We start from the raw sequence: 14,929 nt of genomic DNA, 5'->3' as shown, positions 1-14,929 counted from the left end.
CCTTGTCCAAGCCACGGCGCAGAGCACCGCCACCATGACGCAGACCGTCATCCCCACCCTGTGGATAACTTCTGGACTCCATGACACTCGTCTCGCCCCTCCTCTCCTTTTCGTTGCGTTCTCTTCGTTGCGCTCTCTTCGTTTCGTTCGCCACTTCGCGCCGTCCATCCCCGTCCGCCCCTGTCCGTGCCTATTCGTCCGCCCCGCCGGTCACCTCCCCGCGGCGCGGGCATCGGTGGCGGGCGACGACGGTGGTATCGCCTCGGCGACGATCCGGGCCGTCCAGGCCACGCCGCCCCATTCCAGGAGGCCGCCGAGCATCAGGCAGCCCCAGCCGGCCGGCGTGTGCAGCAGCACCCGCAGCGGGTCGGCGCCCAGCGCGCTGCCCATGAGGAGCCCGCAGACGGGGAGGAGTGCGAGCATCAGCGCCGTGGCCCGGGGGCCCGCCAACTGGGCGCGTAGCTCGTCGCGTTGATCACGCTGAGCCCTCAGTCCGGACGCGATGCGTTCCAGCCCGGCGGCCAGTCCGGCGCCGCCCTCCACCGCGACCTGCCAGCACGCCGCCATGCCGGTCAGCCCCTCGGCTCCGGGCAGCCGCGCCGCCGCACGCAGGGCGCGGGGAACGTCGCCTCCGTAGCGCGCCGCCGCCACCACCGCCGAGCCCGCGCTGCCCAGGCCGTGCGTCCCCACGGCGAGCAGCGCATGGGCCGGTTGCCGACCGGCACGCAGCTCGCCCGCCACCGCCGCACACAGGTTGATCACCGCGGCGGCCCGCCGGTCCCGCACACGCTCCGCCCCACGGGCGCTCAGCCGACGGCGGACGACCCCTACGGCCAGTAGGGAGAGGAGCACGGGCACTACGGAGCCGCCCAGCAGTCCGAGTCCGATCCCCACCGGCAGGCACCAAGCCTCGCGTCCCACCTCCCCCCAACGCCCCACACGCCACCTCGGGCCCGCGTCTCCCTCCACCAGGCGCCCCCTGAGCCACCTCCGCACCTCCTCCCCGGGGCGGCAACTCACGCGTCGCACACGGCCGCCACCAGGTGCACCGCCCGCACCGTGCGCTCTGCGGACGCATCCCGGGCCGCGGCCGAGGGCGGCGGGGATCGCCACCCGCGCACGGAACCCCTCGTCATGACCGGCATGGGCGCCACCAGCCTCGCCACGACCGGCGTGGTCATCACCGTCCTCAGCACGGCCCGCCCGGTCACTGCCGCGCCGTCCATGCCCTGGACCGCCCGTGCCACTCGTGCCACCCGTGCCACCCGTGCCACCCGTGCCACCGACGAGCAAAGCCCGCGCCCGTCGCCCCACATCACCCCGATCGCCACCGGCCAGCCACCCCGCAGCCCCCGCGCAGAGCACAGCCATCACCGACATCATCGCCATGCCCGCCGATAGCGCTCCCGTCTCGGGAGCCCCCGTTCCGAAGATCACCGGACCTCACCTCCCACGTCACGTCGTCACCTCGCCAACTCGCCCCTCTTCTCAGCCGCCACCCCGCTCGCACAGCGCCATCAACCGGTCCCATCCCTCCGCCTGTTGGAAGCCCGTCGGGGCCCAGACCGCCGCCGGCACGGTCACCACGAAGCCGGCGGGGTCGCGCCCCAGGACGTGGATCTGGGCGATCCGCCGGCGGCCGTCGCGGTCGCGTACGAGATGCAGTACGACGGAGAGCGCGGCCGCCAACTGGCTGTGCAGGGCCGCCCGGTCCAGGCCCGCGGTCGAGCCGAGGGCCTCCAGGCGTGCGGGGACGTCGCTCGCGGCGTTCGCGTGGACGGTGCCGCAGCCGCCCTCGTGGCCTGTATTGAGGGCCGCCAGCAGATCCGTGACCTCGGGGCCGCGCACCTCGCCGACCACGAGCCGGTCCGGCCGCATCCGCAGCGCCTGCCGTACGAGATCCCGCAGCGTCACCCGGCCGATGCCTTCCTGGTTGGCGGGGCGGGTCTCCAGGCGGACCACATGGGGGTGGTCCGGGCGCAGTTCGGAGGAGTCCTCGGCCAGCACGATCCGCTCCGACGGCCCCACCAGTCCCAGCAGGGTGCTCAGCAGCGTCGTCTTGCCGGAGCCGGTGCCGCCGCTGATCACGAACGACAGCCGGGCCGCCAGCACCGCCCTGAGCAGCCGATCGCCTCCCGGCGGGACCGTGCCGGCCGCCATCAGCTCCGTCAGGTCGAAGGCCCGGGGCCGCAGCACCCGGAGCGACAGGCAGGTTCCGGCGACCGCCACCGGTGGCAGCACGGCGTGCAGCCTGGTGCCGTCCGGGAGGCGGGCGTCCACCCACGGCCGGGCGTCGTCCAGTCGGCGTCCGGCCACCGCCGCCAGCCGCTGGGCCAGCCTGCGGACCTCCGCCGCGTCCCGGAAGCGGACCGGCGTACGTTCGAGGCCGGCGCCGCGGTCCACCCAGACCTCGTCCGGTGCGGTGACGAGTACGTCCGTCACGTCAGGCGCGGCCAGCAACGGTTCCAGCGGTCCGCTGCCCACCATCTCCGACCGCAACGCGGCCACCACGCCCAGCACTTCGGCATCGCCCAGGAGCCGTCCCTCCTCGCGGAGGGCGACCGCTACCCGGGAGGGCGTCGGTTCCTCACCCGCCTCGGCCAGCCGCCTGCGCACCCCGTCCAGGAGTTCCCGGCTCATGACCGGCCACCGGCCCAGGCCCGGAAGTCCGCACAGCACGCGAAGCGCCCGCCCGGCGGCCCCCAACCGGGACCACCCGGTACCGGTGCCGGTGTCGTCCGCGTCGGCCACCAGCCCGGGCTCCACGGCCACCACCGGGCGCGCACGGGCGCCCGGCCGCCCGTGCCCGGCAGCCCGAGGTCCGGGCTCGCCGAGGTTCGCCCGGTGTCCGCCGGTGTCCGCCCCGGGCCCGTCGGCTGCGGCCCCTGGCTCGTCGAGCCGCAGCTCGGGGCGGCAGTCACGCACCCGCCACCGTCCGGCTGCGACCGCGGTCCTAGCAGCCCCCGCCAGCGACCCGCCGGGCCGCGCTCCGGCCTCCTACGGCCCGGGCCCGCCCCGTCCCTCTGCACGCCGGACCACCACGCCGCACCGCACCAGAGCTCCTCCAGCCACCGGCGCACCACCCACCACGACAGCCCCGACACCGGGACACCGGGCCCGATGCCATCGCCAGACCGGCCCCGACCGGCCACGTTCACCCCACCGACAACCTCCGGGTTCGTCCCCGCGCCGTTCACCCCACCAACCTCTGTGCTCGCCCCCGCACCGCCGACCCCGCCGACCCCCGAATTCGCACCCGCACCGCTCGACACACCGGCCCCCGGCCTCTGCCCCGCACCGTTCGCCATCGGGTTCATCCCTGCTCTCCTCCCGTCACCGTTCCGCCGCCTCATCCCAAAACTGCTCACGACACCCCTCCGCCCCTCCTGCCACGCCACGCGGCTCACGGCGCCACGCCCTCGTTCTCGCCGAAGCCACTCACGACGCCAACCGACGCCCGTCCCAACCCGCTCGTCCCCGCCCGCTCCACCACTCGGCACGCCCCCGCTCCCTCGGCCGACCGTGCCCTCGCCTCATCCCGCCGCCCCCGCCACCGGCCCCACCTCACGTCGTCCCAGCCCCAGCGCACCCGACCTCACACCCCGCCCCACTCAGCCCCCGCCCCGCCGCCCGGCAATCCCCGAATACGCCGAACCCCCCGCAGCGCCCGCATCTCCCTCACCCCCCGCGTCTCCCGAACCCGGCCGCCCGCCGCCGGCCCCCACCCGCCGCCAGAACTCCGCGCAGAAGCGGGCCAGGGGGCCGCGGGGGTTTGAGCCCGGGGGCAGGCCGCGGGCGAGGTCGGAGGGCAGGCCCGGTTCCCAGGGGAGGTCGCCGGCCAGGGGGAGGTCCAGGAGGCGGGCGGTTTCCTCGGGGGACAGGTCCGTGTGGGAGGCGGGTGTGGTGCGGGTGACGACGCGTAGGTCACGGAGCACCATCTGCGTGCCGGCCGCGACCCGTTGGGCCGCCGCGGTCGCGCGCAGTTCCGTGGGGGCGAGCAGCAGCCCGATGTCGACCTGGGCCAGCGCCTCCGCCACCGCCTCGTCGACCCGGCGTGGCAGGTCCACCACCACGACGCCGCCGCGTCGGCGCGCCGCCGCCATGACCGCCCGCATGGCCTCGGGCGGGATCGCGACCTCCGCGCCCCGGTCCCAACTGAGCACCCGGAGGGAGTGCACGCGCGGCAGGGATTCCTCCAGGGCGTCGCACGCCACCCGGCCGCGCGACTCGGAGAAGGCCGGCCAGCGCAGGCCCTTCTCCTTCTCCCCGCCGAGCAGGACGTCGAGTCCGCCGCCGAGCGGGTCACCGTCCACGAGCATCGTGCGGGCTCCGGTGCGGGCCGCGGTGACGGCCAGCGCGCCGGCGAGGGTGCTGGTCCCGGCGCCGCCGCGGCCGCCGATGACCCCGACCGTGAGCGCGGGCGGGCCGACACCTTCGGTGGCGTCGGCGATCCGGTCCACCAGCCAGCGTTCTCCGTCGGGGAGCGTCAGGACGCGCTCGGCGCCGAGGGCCACGGCCAGCCGCCACACGGCGGGATCGTCGGCGTCCCGTCCGACGAGGACGACATCGGGACGCCGCGCGGCGCCGCGTAACCGGGGCGCGCAGTCATCACCGACGATCACCAGCGGCGCCGCATCCCAGCCGCCCCCACCGGCGGGATGGCGCGCCGGCAGCCCATGCGCGACTTCGGGCAGCGCGCCGGCCGCCGCGCACAGCCGGAGAAGATCGTCCAGGAGCCGTTCGTCCTCGGTGATGATCAGCGGCCCGCGCCGCTCCCCCCACCCCGGCTCCCCGCCGCCACCGCCCGCCTCACCGGCTCCCGGCCCCGGCTCCCCGCCGCCACCGCGCCCCTTACCGGCTCCCCACTCCTCGCCGCCCGCACCCCACTCCTCGCCCGCGTCCCGCTCCCGGCCCGCATGAGACGGCCGGTCGGATGCCATGGATCCAGCCACGTTCTGTCCCCTATCGCCACACAACACACTCATCCGCGAACTCTGTGGACTCCGCGGACTTTTACGGTGCAGCGATCGGGAAAATCGCGGGGATCTTGACCCAAAACTGTGGACAACTTCCGCCCTGTGAATATCCCTGTCACCTATTCCGGCTAGCGGGGCTTCTTCTCAAGGCGAAGAGGGGATTCCGTAGAGCAGCGCTCCAACTACGGTAAGTAAGCGCACGGAAGCGTCGGCGAGGGCGACGGCGTCCGGGAAAGGCGAGGAGGGAAGGCCCGTCCGGCGGTTCAAAAACGCGTCCGGACATGCGACGACCCCCGCCGGGGGGGAGAGCGGGGGTCGTCCCCACGGCCGACTCGGGGGGGGAGGAGTCGGACCGGGTTAGCACGGTCGCGAACGATCCGTGACTTCCATGGTGTACCCGAGAGCCTTCTCAGGCAAACCCACGCGCCACACCTTACGCCGAATGGTGGGCGCCTATGCTCACCCCGTGGAAAACCACTCCGTGCTTCACTCGACGCCCCGTACTGCCGCGTTCTTCGACTTGGACAAGACCGTCATTGCAAAGTCGAGCACGCTGACCTTCAGCAAGTCGTTCTACCAAGGCGGCCTGATCAATCGCAGGGCCGTTCTGCGCACCGCATACGCACAGTTCGTGTTCCTCATCGGGGGCGCGGACCACGATCAGATGGAGCGGATGCGCGAGTATCTCTCCTCCTTGTGCCGCGGCTGGGATGTAGCCCAGGTCAAAGAGATCGTCGCCGAAACGCTGCACGATCTGATCGATCCGATCATTTACGACGAGGCGGCTTCGCTCATCGAGGAGCATCACGCCGCCGGCCGTGACGTCGTCATCGTTTCCACCTCCGGCGCCGAGGTCGTCGAGCCGATCGGCGCCCTTCTGGGGGCCGACCGGGTCGTGGCCACCCGGATGGTCGTCGGCGAGGACGGCCGCTTCACCGGCGAGGTGGAGTACTACGCCTACGGGCCGACCAAGGCCGAGGCCGTCCGCGAGCTCGCCGCGTCCGAGGGCTATGACCTGGAGCGTTGCTACGCCTACAGCGATTCGGTGACCGATGTGCCGATGCTGGAGGCGGTGGGCAACCCGTGCGCGGTCAATCCGGACCGGGCGCTGCGCAGGGAGGCCCTCGCGCGCGGCTGGCCGGTCGTTTCCTTCAACCGCCCGGTGCCGCTCAAGCAACGCCTGCCCGCACTGTCGCTGCCCTCGCGGCCGGTGCTCGCCGCCGTCGCCGCGGTGGGTGCGGCCGCCGCCACGGCGGGACTGGTCTGGTACACGAGCAGGCGCAGAACGGCCCGGGAAAGCCTTGCCCACATTGCCCGCATTTGAAGGCGACGGTAAAGATCTGAGGCATAGCCTTCCACTTGCCCCTCGCAGGTAGTACAAAGGGGTTAACGGCCCGCGAGACCAAGGACATCCGAGAGGAACACCTGTAACGCAGTAAGGCCCACGGACCGAAGCATGAATGTCGGGCACCCACGCGACGCCGACCCGTCGATTACGGGCCAGCCGCACCAGGTAACCGGACGAAGATTCCGACCTGATGGGCAAACTTCGTGCACGCTTGGTAACCCGGCAGACGTGCCAGCGGCGGTACCGGTCTCCGTACTGGTACCGCCGCAACCCTGTCCGGACGGGCACAGGGCCCCGAGCTTCCTCAAGCCTCTCGGGTCACAGCGACCCCAGGCGCTCGCTCCCCTTACGCCGCCCCTCGTTGCAGCGCCTCGCAGACCGCCGTGCTCTCCCGCGACCCCAGCTCCACCGCGCGCCCGCAGTGCGCGATCCACGCCGCGACACCTTCGGGGGTGCCCGAGACGTAGCCCTCCAGGGCGGCGACGTAGGCCGCGCGCCCCTGTTCGGCGTGCCCGACCTCGGCCGGGCAGATGGACTTCGGGTCGAGCCCGCTGCCGACCAGGACGATCCGCTCGGCCGCCCGTGCGACCAGCCCGTTGTGCGAGCCGAACGGCCGCAGGGCGAGCAGTTCGCCGTGCACCACCGCGGCGGTCACCAGCGCCGACGCCCGCGTGCCCGCCAGGAGCAGGCGCGCGAGCCCGTCCAACCGTCCGGCGACCTCGTCGGCGTCCGGCAGCGGCAGCTCGACCAGGGGCTCCTCCACCGGCTCGCCGGCCAGCCGGGGCCGGCCCACGGCGTCGTCCGCCACGCCGCCGCCGGCCGCCACCAGGTGGAGCCGCGCCAGCACCCGCAGCGGCGACTGCCGCCACACGCTCAGCAACTGGCCCGCCTCGGCGGTCAGCCGCAGCGCCGCGCCGACCGTCCGGGGCTCGCCGTCCACGCCGAAGTCCGTGCGGCGCCGGACCTCTTCGAGCGCCCAGTCGGCCCCCGCGAGCGCCGCGGAGGCGCGCGCTCCGCGCAGTGCCGCCTCGGCCGTGACCTCGGTGCCGCGGCGTCGCATGATGCGGTGCCCGTAGACCCGGTCGACGCCCTTGCGTACGGAGTCCACGGCGTCCGCGACGCCCGGGAGCGAGGCCAGGGTGGCGAGCGGATCGTCGCTCGCGGTCGGGGGTTCGGGGGTCGTCCCCGGGGGGTTTGCAGCCATGGGTATGACCCTACGCATCACGGGGCCGGACCCCTCGAAGGAGTGGTCTTCTTCACGCAAACCTCTCACCCAAAGCGATACTACGATTACCCTTGGTGAACATGAAGATCGCTTTCGTAGGCAAGGGCGGCAGTGGCAAGACCACGCTGTCCTCCCTGTTCATCCGTCATCTCGCCGCGGCCCGTGTCCCCGTGATCGCGGTGGACGCCGATATCAACCAGCATCTGGGCGCCGCCCTCGGCCTGGACGAGGCGGCGGCCGCCGCGCTGCCCGCCATGGGCGCCCATCTCCCGCTGATCAAGGACTACTTGCGCGGCGACAACCCGCGGATCCCGTCCGCCGAGACGATGATCAAGACGACGCCGCCCGGCGAGGGGTCGCGGCTGCTGCGGGTCTGCGGCGACAACCCCGTCTACGACGCCTGCGCCACGACCGTGCCGCTCGACGACGAGTCCGTGCGCCTGATGGCGACCGGCCCGTTCACCGAATCCGATCTGGGCGTGGCCTGCTACCACTCCAAGGTCGGCGCGGTCGAGCTGTGCCTCAACCACCTCGTGGACGGCCGCGGGGAGTACGTCGTCGTCGACATGACGGCCGGTTCGGACTCCTTCGCGTCGGGGATGTTCACCCGTTTCGACATGACCTTCCTGGTGGCCGAGCCGACCCGTAAGGGCGTCGCCGTCTACCGCCAGTACAAGGAGTACGCCCGGGACTTCGGCGTCCCCCTCAGGGTCGTCGGCAACAAGGTCCAGGGCCCGGACGACCTGGCGTTCCTGCACGCCGAGGTGGGCGAGGACCTGCTGGTGACGGTCGGGCACTCGGACTGGGTGCGGGCCATGGAGAAGGGGCGCCCGGCCCGCTTCGACCTCCTGGAGGAGGCCAACCGCCGCTCGCTGCGCACGCTGCACGACACGGCCGATGCCGCCTACGAGCGGCGCGACTGGGAGCGTTACACCCGCCAGATGGTCCACTTCCATCTGAAGAACGCGGAGAGCTGGGGCAACGCGAAGACGGGGGCCGACCTGGCAGCCCAGGTCGACCCCGCTTTCGTGCTGTGCGAGGGGGCGGCTACTCCCCAGCCTGCCTGACCTCCGCGCGGGCCGGTTCGGCCGGCACGGGGGACCGTCGGTGGTGCGACGCGCGGGCCGGTACGGGCGAGGCCGAAGCGGCGGAGGTGTCGGAGAGGTACGACGCCCAGCCGCCCTTGGGCGCCTCGCCCACGTGCAGGGCGCGCAGCTTGGCCAGCACCTTCGGGTCCTGTGCGTCCAGCCAGTCACTCAGTTGCTTGAAGCTGACACACCGCACGCCCTTCTTGGGGCAGACGGTTTTGATGGTGTCCTCGACGGCCTTCATGTAGGTGCCGCCGTTCCAGGACTCGAAGTGGTCGCCGATGAACAGCGGCGCCCGGTTGCCGTGGTAGGCGCGCCGGAAGGCGGCCAGCAGTCCGTCCCGCATCTGCTTGCCCCAGGTGCCGTGCATCGCGGGGTTGCCCTTGGTGGTGCCCGACTGGTTGGCCAGGAAGTTGTAGTCCATGGAGAGCGTCTCGAAGGCGCGTCCGGGCATCGGGATCTGCTGCAACGGGAAATCCCATACGCCGTCGATCTGCCGCGGCCAGGTCTGCAGGCCGCCGACCGAGCTGGCGTCGTAACGGAAGCCCATCTCCTTGGCCGCGGGGATCAGGTTGCGCTGCCCCTCAAGGCACGGCGCCCGCCCGCCGACGAGCTCCTTGGAGTAGTCGAACGGCAGTGGCGGCTCGCTCTTGAGGCCCGCGTTGGTCTTCCAGCTCTTGACGAACGACTCGGCCTGGCGGATCTCGCTCTTCCACTCCTCGGGCGACCAGGTGCCGACGCCGCCGTTGGGGCCGCAGAAGTGGCCGTTGAAGTGGGTGCCGATCTCGCTGCCGTCCTGCCAGGCGCCGCGCATCTGCTCCACGGTCGCCTTGATGCCCTTGACGTCGTTGAAGCCGATGTCCGAGGCGCCGGGCCGGTGCTTGGGCGGGTGGTACAGCTCCTTCTTGTCGCCCGGGAGCATGTAGACGGCGCTGAGGAAGTAGGTCATGGTCGCGTCGTACTTCTTGCCGATCGCGCGGAAGTGCGAGAACAGCTTCTGGCCGTCCTCGCCCGCGCCGTCCCAGGAGAACACCACGAACTGCGGGGGGCGCCGGCCCTTTTTGAGCCGGACCGGCCTGGGCTGGTGGGGTTGCGCCCCGGTGTACGCGGTCGAGCCGTCGCCGATGAGTTTCACCGCCTGGGCGGGGGCCTTGGGAGCCGCCCGCCCCTTCTCGGTGTTCCGCTCCGGCGGGCCCTGTGGCGCCGCGGAGCAGCCGGCGGCGGTCGCGACGGCGACCGCGACCGCGATCCCTGTCGTGACCCTGGATGCGGCTGCCATCAGCCACCTCTTTCCTGGTGCTGGGAGCACCTTCCGAGTGATTAATCGGAAAAACTACCCAGATGACCGCAAACACCAACGAGAGGGGTGGAAGCGACACGCCAATGGTCATAACAATCACCCGATAGACGGAACGATTGGTGCACCTGCCCGAAAAGACTTCTCCCGCCCTTTACGCGACATTACGATTCATTTACCGATGCTTGAGAGTCACCGGACCGTCACTCACCGCGACGTCCCCCGGCCGGCTCGCGTCCCGCCGCAGTACACCGCCGCCCACGATCGCGCCCCGCGCGACCGCGTCGCCCCGGAGGAGACGGGAATGTCGCAGACCGAGAAGCAGACCGAGAAGTCGCCGCAGCACCCCCCGCGCACCGCGCACCGCACCGATGTCCCGCCCGAGCCCGGCGAGAAGGGAGCGGCACGAGCGGCCCGCCGAGGGGACCTGTCCGCCTCGATCGTCGTCTTCCTGCTCGCCGTCCCGCTCTCGCTCGGCATCGCCCTCGCCACCGGCGCGCCGGCCCAGGCCGGCCTCGTCGCCGCGGTCGTCGGCGGTCTCGTCGCCGGCCTGCTGGGCGGCGCACCGCTCCAGGTCAGCGGGGCGGCCACCGGCCTCCTGGTCGTCACGGCCGACCTGGTCCAGCGCTACGGCTGGCGCGCCACGTGCGCGATCACGATCCTCGCCGGACTGGTCCAACTCGCCCTGGGCGCCCTGCGGGTGGCCCGCGCCGCGCTGGCCATCAGCCCGGCGATCGTGCACGGCATGCTGGCCGGTATCGGCGTCACCATCGCCATCGGACAGCTCCATGTCGTCCTGGGCGGCAGCCCCGACAGCTCCGCGCTCGCCAACGCGGCGGACCTGCCCGCCCAGTTGGAGCACCCGCACGCCGCCGCCCTGCTGATCGGCGCTCTCACCGTCGCCGTGCTCGTCGGCTGGGACCGGCTGCCGGGCCGCGCCGGGCGCTGGGCGCGGCTGCTGCCCGCCCCGCTGACCGCCGTGCTGGCCGCGACGGCCGTCAGCGCGACGATGGCCGTACCCCGGGTCGACCTGCCGTCCTGGCGGATGCCCGAGTTGCCCGCACTGCCGGACGCCTCCGTCCCCGCCCTGGCCGCCGCCGTGCTGACCGTCACCCTCGTGGCCAGCATGGAGTCGCTGCTGTCGGCGGTGGCGGTGGACCGGCTCGCCGCCGAGCGGCCGGGCGCCCCCGTGGGCCGGGCGCGCCTCAACCGCGAACTGGCCGGTCAGGGCGCGGCCAACACCGTCTCCGGGCTGCTGGGCGGCCTGCCGGTCTCCGGGGGCGCGATCCGCGGCTCGGCCAACGTGCGGGCCGGCGCGGCCGGCCGCCGGGCCACCGTCCTGCACGGCGTGTGGGTGCTGCTGTGCGCGGGCCTGCTGGCCGGGGCGCTGGAGCGGATCCCCCTGGCCGCCCTGGCCGCGCTCGTCATGGTCGTCGGCGTACGGATGGTGAGCTTCGCGCACATCCGGCACGTACAGCGGCACCGGGAATTCCCCGTCTACGCCGCGACCTTGGGCGGCGTCGTCGTCCTCGGCGTGCTCCAGGGCGTCCTCACCGGCATCGTGGTCGCCGTCTTCCTGGCGCTGCGCCGGCTGACGCACACCCGCATCACGGTGACCGAGGAGTCCGGCAGCCACCGTGTCCGCGTCAGCGGCCAGTTGACGTTCCTCGCGGTCCCGCGGCTGACCCGCGCACTGGCCCTGGTCCCCGCGGGCTCCGATGTGGTCGTCGAACTGTGCGGTTCGTTCATGGACCACGCGGCCTACGAGGCGCTGCGGTCCTGGTCGGCGGCCCACCGGGCGCACGGCGGCTGGGTGACGCTCGGCGGCCGCTCGGGCCGGCCGATCGCCGAACCGGCCAGCGCGCACGCCTGCCGGCCCTGGACGCCGTGGCGCAACCACCACTGCACCCGCCCCGCCCCCGCCCGCGAGGCCGCCGCCGAGACCAGCGGCAGCCAGCTCCTCGGCGGCCTGAGCGCCTTCCAGCGCCACACCGCCCCCCTGGTGCGCGAGGAGCTGGCCCGTTTGGCGCGCGAGGGCCAGCGCCCCACCCAGCTCTTCCTGACCTGTGCCGATTCCCGCCTGGTCACGAGCATGATCACGGCCAGCGGGCCCGGCGACCTGTTCACCGTCCGCAACGTCGGAAACCTGGTCCCGCCACCCGGCTCGGACAGCTCCTGCGACTCCGTAGGAGCGGCGATCGAGTACGCGGTCGAGGTCCTGGAGGTCGGCTCCATCACGGTCTGCGGCCATTCGGGCTGCGGCGCGATGGGAGCACTGCTCAACTCCGCGGCGCCCGACGCCCAGGGCGCGCCCCCCACCGCCGAGGCGACCCCGCTCGCCCGCTGGCTGCGCCACGGACGGCCGAGCCTGGCCCGCATGGCGCGGATCGGGCGGCTGGGCAGGGGCGAAGTCGCCCTCGCCGAACGGCCGGTGGCCGACGACCACGAGCGGCTCGCCCTGGTGAACGTCAGGCAGCAGCTCGACCACCTGATGGCGCACGCCTGCGTGGCCCGCCGGGTCGCCGAGGGTTCGCTCACCCTGCACGGCATGTACTTCCATGTCGCCGAGGCCCAGGCGTACGTGCTGGACGAAACCACCGGCCGCTTCTCGGCGGTACGCGCGGAACCGGTGCCGGTGACGGTCTGACCTGCGGGGCGATGCCACCCGGCGGCCCGCACGCCCTGCGGGCCGCCGGGAATCCCTCGGCGTTTGCCCAGGTCACGCCCCCGGACCGCGCGCCTCCCCGCTCCGCCTCGTGGAAGGCTGCTGTACCCGCCCGTGCGTTAGTGCCAGGATTTCAGCGGGGGTTGACCAACCTCCGCCGATCACTGAGCATTCGGGTAATTGGTCATTGGTCTACACCACGCGATACGCACCGGGAGCCGAGACATGGACAAGCGTCCTTCCATCTCCAACATGCTCAAGGAGGACCGGCGGTTCGCACCGCCCGCCGACCTGGCCGCGAACGCCAACGTCACGGCAGCCGCGTACGAGCAGGCCGCGGCGGACCCGCTGGGCTTCTGGGCCGAGCAGGCCAAGCGCCTGACCTGGGAAACCGAGCCGACCCAGACACTCGACTGGTCCAATCCGCCCTTCGCCAAGTGGTTCGCCGACGGCAAGCTCAACGTCGCCTACAACTGCGTGGACCGGCATGTGGAGAACGGCCTCGGCGACCGGGTCGCCCTCCACTTCGAGGGCGAGCCCGGCGACACCCGCGCGCTCACCTACGCCGAGCTGCGAAGCGAGGTCTGCAAGGCCGCCAACGCGCTGACCGAACTGGGCGTGCGGGCCGGCGACCGGGTCGCCCTCTACCTGCCGATGATCCCCGAAGCGGTCATCGCCATGCTGGCCTGCGCGCGCCTGGGCGCCCCCCACTCCGTCGTCTTCGGCGGCTTCTCCGCGGACGCGCTGGCCACCCGCATCCAGGACGCCGACGCCCGCGTCGTGATCACCGCCGACGGCGGCTACCGCCGCGGCAAGCCCTCCGCCCTCAAGCCCGCCGTCGACGAGGCGCTGACCAGGCCCGGCACCGAAAACGTCCGCAGCGTGCTGGTGGTACGCCGCACCGGCCAGGACCTCCAGGAGGCGGGCGGCACCTGGGCGGAGGGCCGCGACGTGTGGTGGCACGACCTCGTCGGGCGGCAGAGCGAGAGCCACACCCCCGAGGCGTTCGACGCCGAGCACCCCCTGTTCATCCTCTACACCTCCGGCACGACGGGTAAGCCCAAGGGCATCCTGCACACCACCGGCGGCTACCTCACCCAGGTCTCGTACACCCACCACGCCGTCTTCGACCTCAAGCCCGAGACCGACGTCTACTGGTGCACCGCCGACGTCGGCTGGGTCACCGGCCACTCGTACATCACCTACGGCCCGCTCTCCAACGGCGCGACGCAGGTCCTCTACGAGGGCACGCCCGACACCCCGCACCAGGGCCGCTGGTGGGAGATCGTGCAGAAGTACGGCGTCACCATCCTCTACACCGCGCCGACCGCGATCCGCGCCTGCATGAAGTGGGGCGACGACATCCCGGCGAAGTTCGACCTGTCGTCGCTGCGCGTCCTGGGGTCGGTGGGCGAGCCCATCAACCCCGAGGCGTGGATGTGGTACCGCAAGCACATCGGGGCGGACGCCACGCCGATCGTCGACACCTGGTGGCAGACCGAGACGGGCGCGATGATGCTCAGCCCGCTGCCGGGCGTCACGGCCACCAAGCCGGGCTCCGCCCAGGTGCCGCTGCCCGGCATCGCCGCGACCGTCGTGGACGACGACGCCAACGAGGTGCCGGACGGCGCCGGCGGCTATCTGGTGCTGACCGAGCCGTGGCCGTCGATGCTGCGCACCATCTGGGGCGACGACCAGCGCTACCTCGACACCTACTGGTCCCGCTTCGAGGGCCGGTATTTCGCGGGCGACGGCGCCAAGAAGGACACCGACGGCGACATCTGGCTGCTCGGCCGGGTGGACGACGTGATGCTGGTGTCCGGCCACAACATCTCCACCACCGAGGTCGAGTCGGCGCTGGTGTCGCACCCGAAGGTGGCCGAGGCGGCCGTCGTCGGCGCGACCGACCCGCAGACCACCCAGGCCATCTGCGCCTTCGTGATCCTGCGCGGCGGCGCCGACGCCGCGGACGAGGGCCTGGTCGAGGAGCTGCGGGCGCATGTCGCCCGGCAGCTCGGCCCGATCGCCAAGCCCAAGCGGATCATGCCGGTCGCGGAGCTGCCCAAGACCCGCTCCGGCAAGATCATGCGGCGACTGCTGCGCGACGTGGCCGAGAACCGCGACCTCGGTGACGTGACCACGCTCACCGACGCCTCCGTCATGGACCTGATCCAGGCGCAACTGCCGAGCGCGACCACCGAGGACTGAGCGGAGCGGAAGGGGCGAGGGGGGGGGGGGGGGGGGGGGGGGGGGGGGGGCCCCCCCCCGCCCCCCCCCCCGCCCCTCACCCGGCCACAACAAGGACACACAACCCCAACACCCCCTCCGAG

At 72.8% G+C, this 14,929-nt stretch carries 9 protein-coding genes; 4 read left to right on the top strand and 5 right to left on the bottom strand.

The genetic code is table 11. The features are described 5' to 3' along the window. Positions 1-210: 210 nt before the first annotated feature. The 3 genes from ACZ45Z_RS20325 to ssd all read right to left on the bottom strand — a co-directional run bounded on the left by ACZ45Z_RS20325 (position 211) and on the right by ssd (position 4,940). A complete protein-coding gene (locus ACZ45Z_RS20325) occupies positions 211-1,113 on the bottom strand; it encodes a type II secretion system F family protein (protein ID WP_468364032.1) in 903 nt (300 codons plus the stop codon). A 375-nt stretch (positions 1,114-1,488) separates the two neighbouring features. Further along, positions 1,489-2,640, bottom strand: a complete 1,152-nt coding sequence (locus tag ACZ45Z_RS20320; protein WP_468364201.1) for a TadA family conjugal transfer-associated ATPase — start codon at positions 2,638-2,640, stop codon at positions 1,489-1,491. A 971-nt stretch (positions 2,641-3,611) separates the two neighbouring features. Continuing rightward, a complete protein-coding gene (gene ssd / locus ACZ45Z_RS20315; RefSeq protein ID WP_468364029.1) occupies positions 3,612-4,940 on the bottom strand; it encodes a septum site-determining protein Ssd in 1,329 nt (442 codons plus the stop codon). A gap of 478 nt (positions 4,941-5,418) precedes the next feature. Here ssd and ACZ45Z_RS20310 point away from each other — a divergent pair, with 478 nt between their 5' ends. After that, on the top strand, positions 5,419-6,300 hold the full coding sequence (locus ACZ45Z_RS20310; RefSeq protein ID WP_468364027.1) for an HAD family hydrolase: 882 nt from the start codon (positions 5,419-5,421) through the stop codon (positions 6,298-6,300). 370 nt (positions 6,301-6,670) lie between these two features. Here the strand turns inward: ACZ45Z_RS20310 and ACZ45Z_RS20305 are convergent, their stop codons facing one another. Then, positions 6,671-7,528: a Fic family protein gene (locus tag ACZ45Z_RS20305; protein WP_468364024.1), complete on the bottom strand. Its 858-nt coding sequence runs from the start codon at positions 7,526-7,528 to the stop codon at positions 6,671-6,673. 101 nt (positions 7,529-7,629) lie between these two features. On the opposite strand from ACZ45Z_RS20305, the gene ACZ45Z_RS20300 reads away from it, so the two are divergent. Then, positions 7,630-8,616 (top strand): ATP-binding protein, encoded by a 987-nt coding sequence (locus tag ACZ45Z_RS20300; RefSeq protein WP_468364022.1) that lies wholly within the window; start codon positions 7,630-7,632, stop codon positions 8,614-8,616. On the opposite strand, the gene ACZ45Z_RS20295 is transcribed toward ACZ45Z_RS20300, so the two are convergent. Next, positions 8,597-9,916, bottom strand: a complete 1,320-nt coding sequence (locus tag ACZ45Z_RS20295; protein ID WP_468364019.1) for a polysaccharide deacetylase family protein — start codon at positions 9,914-9,916, stop codon at positions 8,597-8,599. The genes ACZ45Z_RS20300 and ACZ45Z_RS20295 overlap by 20 nt on opposite strands. Before the next feature lie 322 nt (positions 9,917-10,238). On the opposite strand from ACZ45Z_RS20295, the gene ACZ45Z_RS20290 reads away from it, so the two are divergent. After that, on the top strand, positions 10,239-12,581 hold the full coding sequence (locus tag ACZ45Z_RS20290; protein ID WP_468364199.1) for a SulP family inorganic anion transporter: 2,343 nt from the start codon (positions 10,239-10,241) through the stop codon (positions 12,579-12,581). Positions 12,582-12,824: 243 nt separating this feature from the next. Beyond that, positions 12,825-14,807 carry an acetate--CoA ligase gene (gene acs, locus ACZ45Z_RS20285; RefSeq protein ID WP_468364016.1) on the top strand — a complete coding sequence of 661 codons (1,983 nt, stop codon included), beginning with the start codon at positions 12,825-12,827 and terminating at the stop codon, positions 14,805-14,807. The last annotated feature ends 122 nt before the right edge of the window (positions 14,808-14,929 follow it).

This window comes from Streptomyces sp. NPDC031210, from assembly GCF_055570395.1.
Note: the sequence above shows the minus strand (reverse complement) of the source record. Positions and strands in the feature narration are given on the sequence as shown.

Excerpts from the sequence above, each read along its gene's own strand:
- ACZ45Z_RS20320 (WP_468364201.1), bottom strand. The coding sequence starts at position 2,640 with ATGAGCCGGGAACTCCTGGACGGGGTGCGCAGGCGGCTGGCCGAGGCG.
- ssd (WP_468364029.1), bottom strand. The coding sequence starts at position 4,940 with ATGGCATCCGACCGGCCGTCTCATGCGGGCCGGGAGCGGGACGCGGGC.
- ACZ45Z_RS20310 (WP_468364027.1), top strand. The coding sequence starts at position 5,419 with ATGGTGGGCGCCTATGCTCACCCCGTGGAAAACCACTCCGTGCTTCAC.
- ACZ45Z_RS20305 (WP_468364024.1), bottom strand. The coding sequence starts at position 7,528 with ATGGCTGCAAACCCCCCGGGGACGACCCCCGAACCCCCGACCGCGAGC.
- ACZ45Z_RS20300 (WP_468364022.1), top strand. The coding sequence starts at position 7,630 with ATGAAGATCGCTTTCGTAGGCAAGGGCGGCAGTGGCAAGACCACGCTG.
- ACZ45Z_RS20295 (WP_468364019.1), bottom strand. The coding sequence starts at position 9,916 with ATGGCAGCCGCATCCAGGGTCACGACAGGGATCGCGGTCGCGGTCGCC.
- ACZ45Z_RS20290 (WP_468364199.1), top strand. The coding sequence starts at position 10,239 with ATGTCGCAGACCGAGAAGCAGACCGAGAAGTCGCCGCAGCACCCCCCG.
- acs (WP_468364016.1), top strand. The coding sequence starts at position 12,825 with ATGGACAAGCGTCCTTCCATCTCCAACATGCTCAAGGAGGACCGGCGG.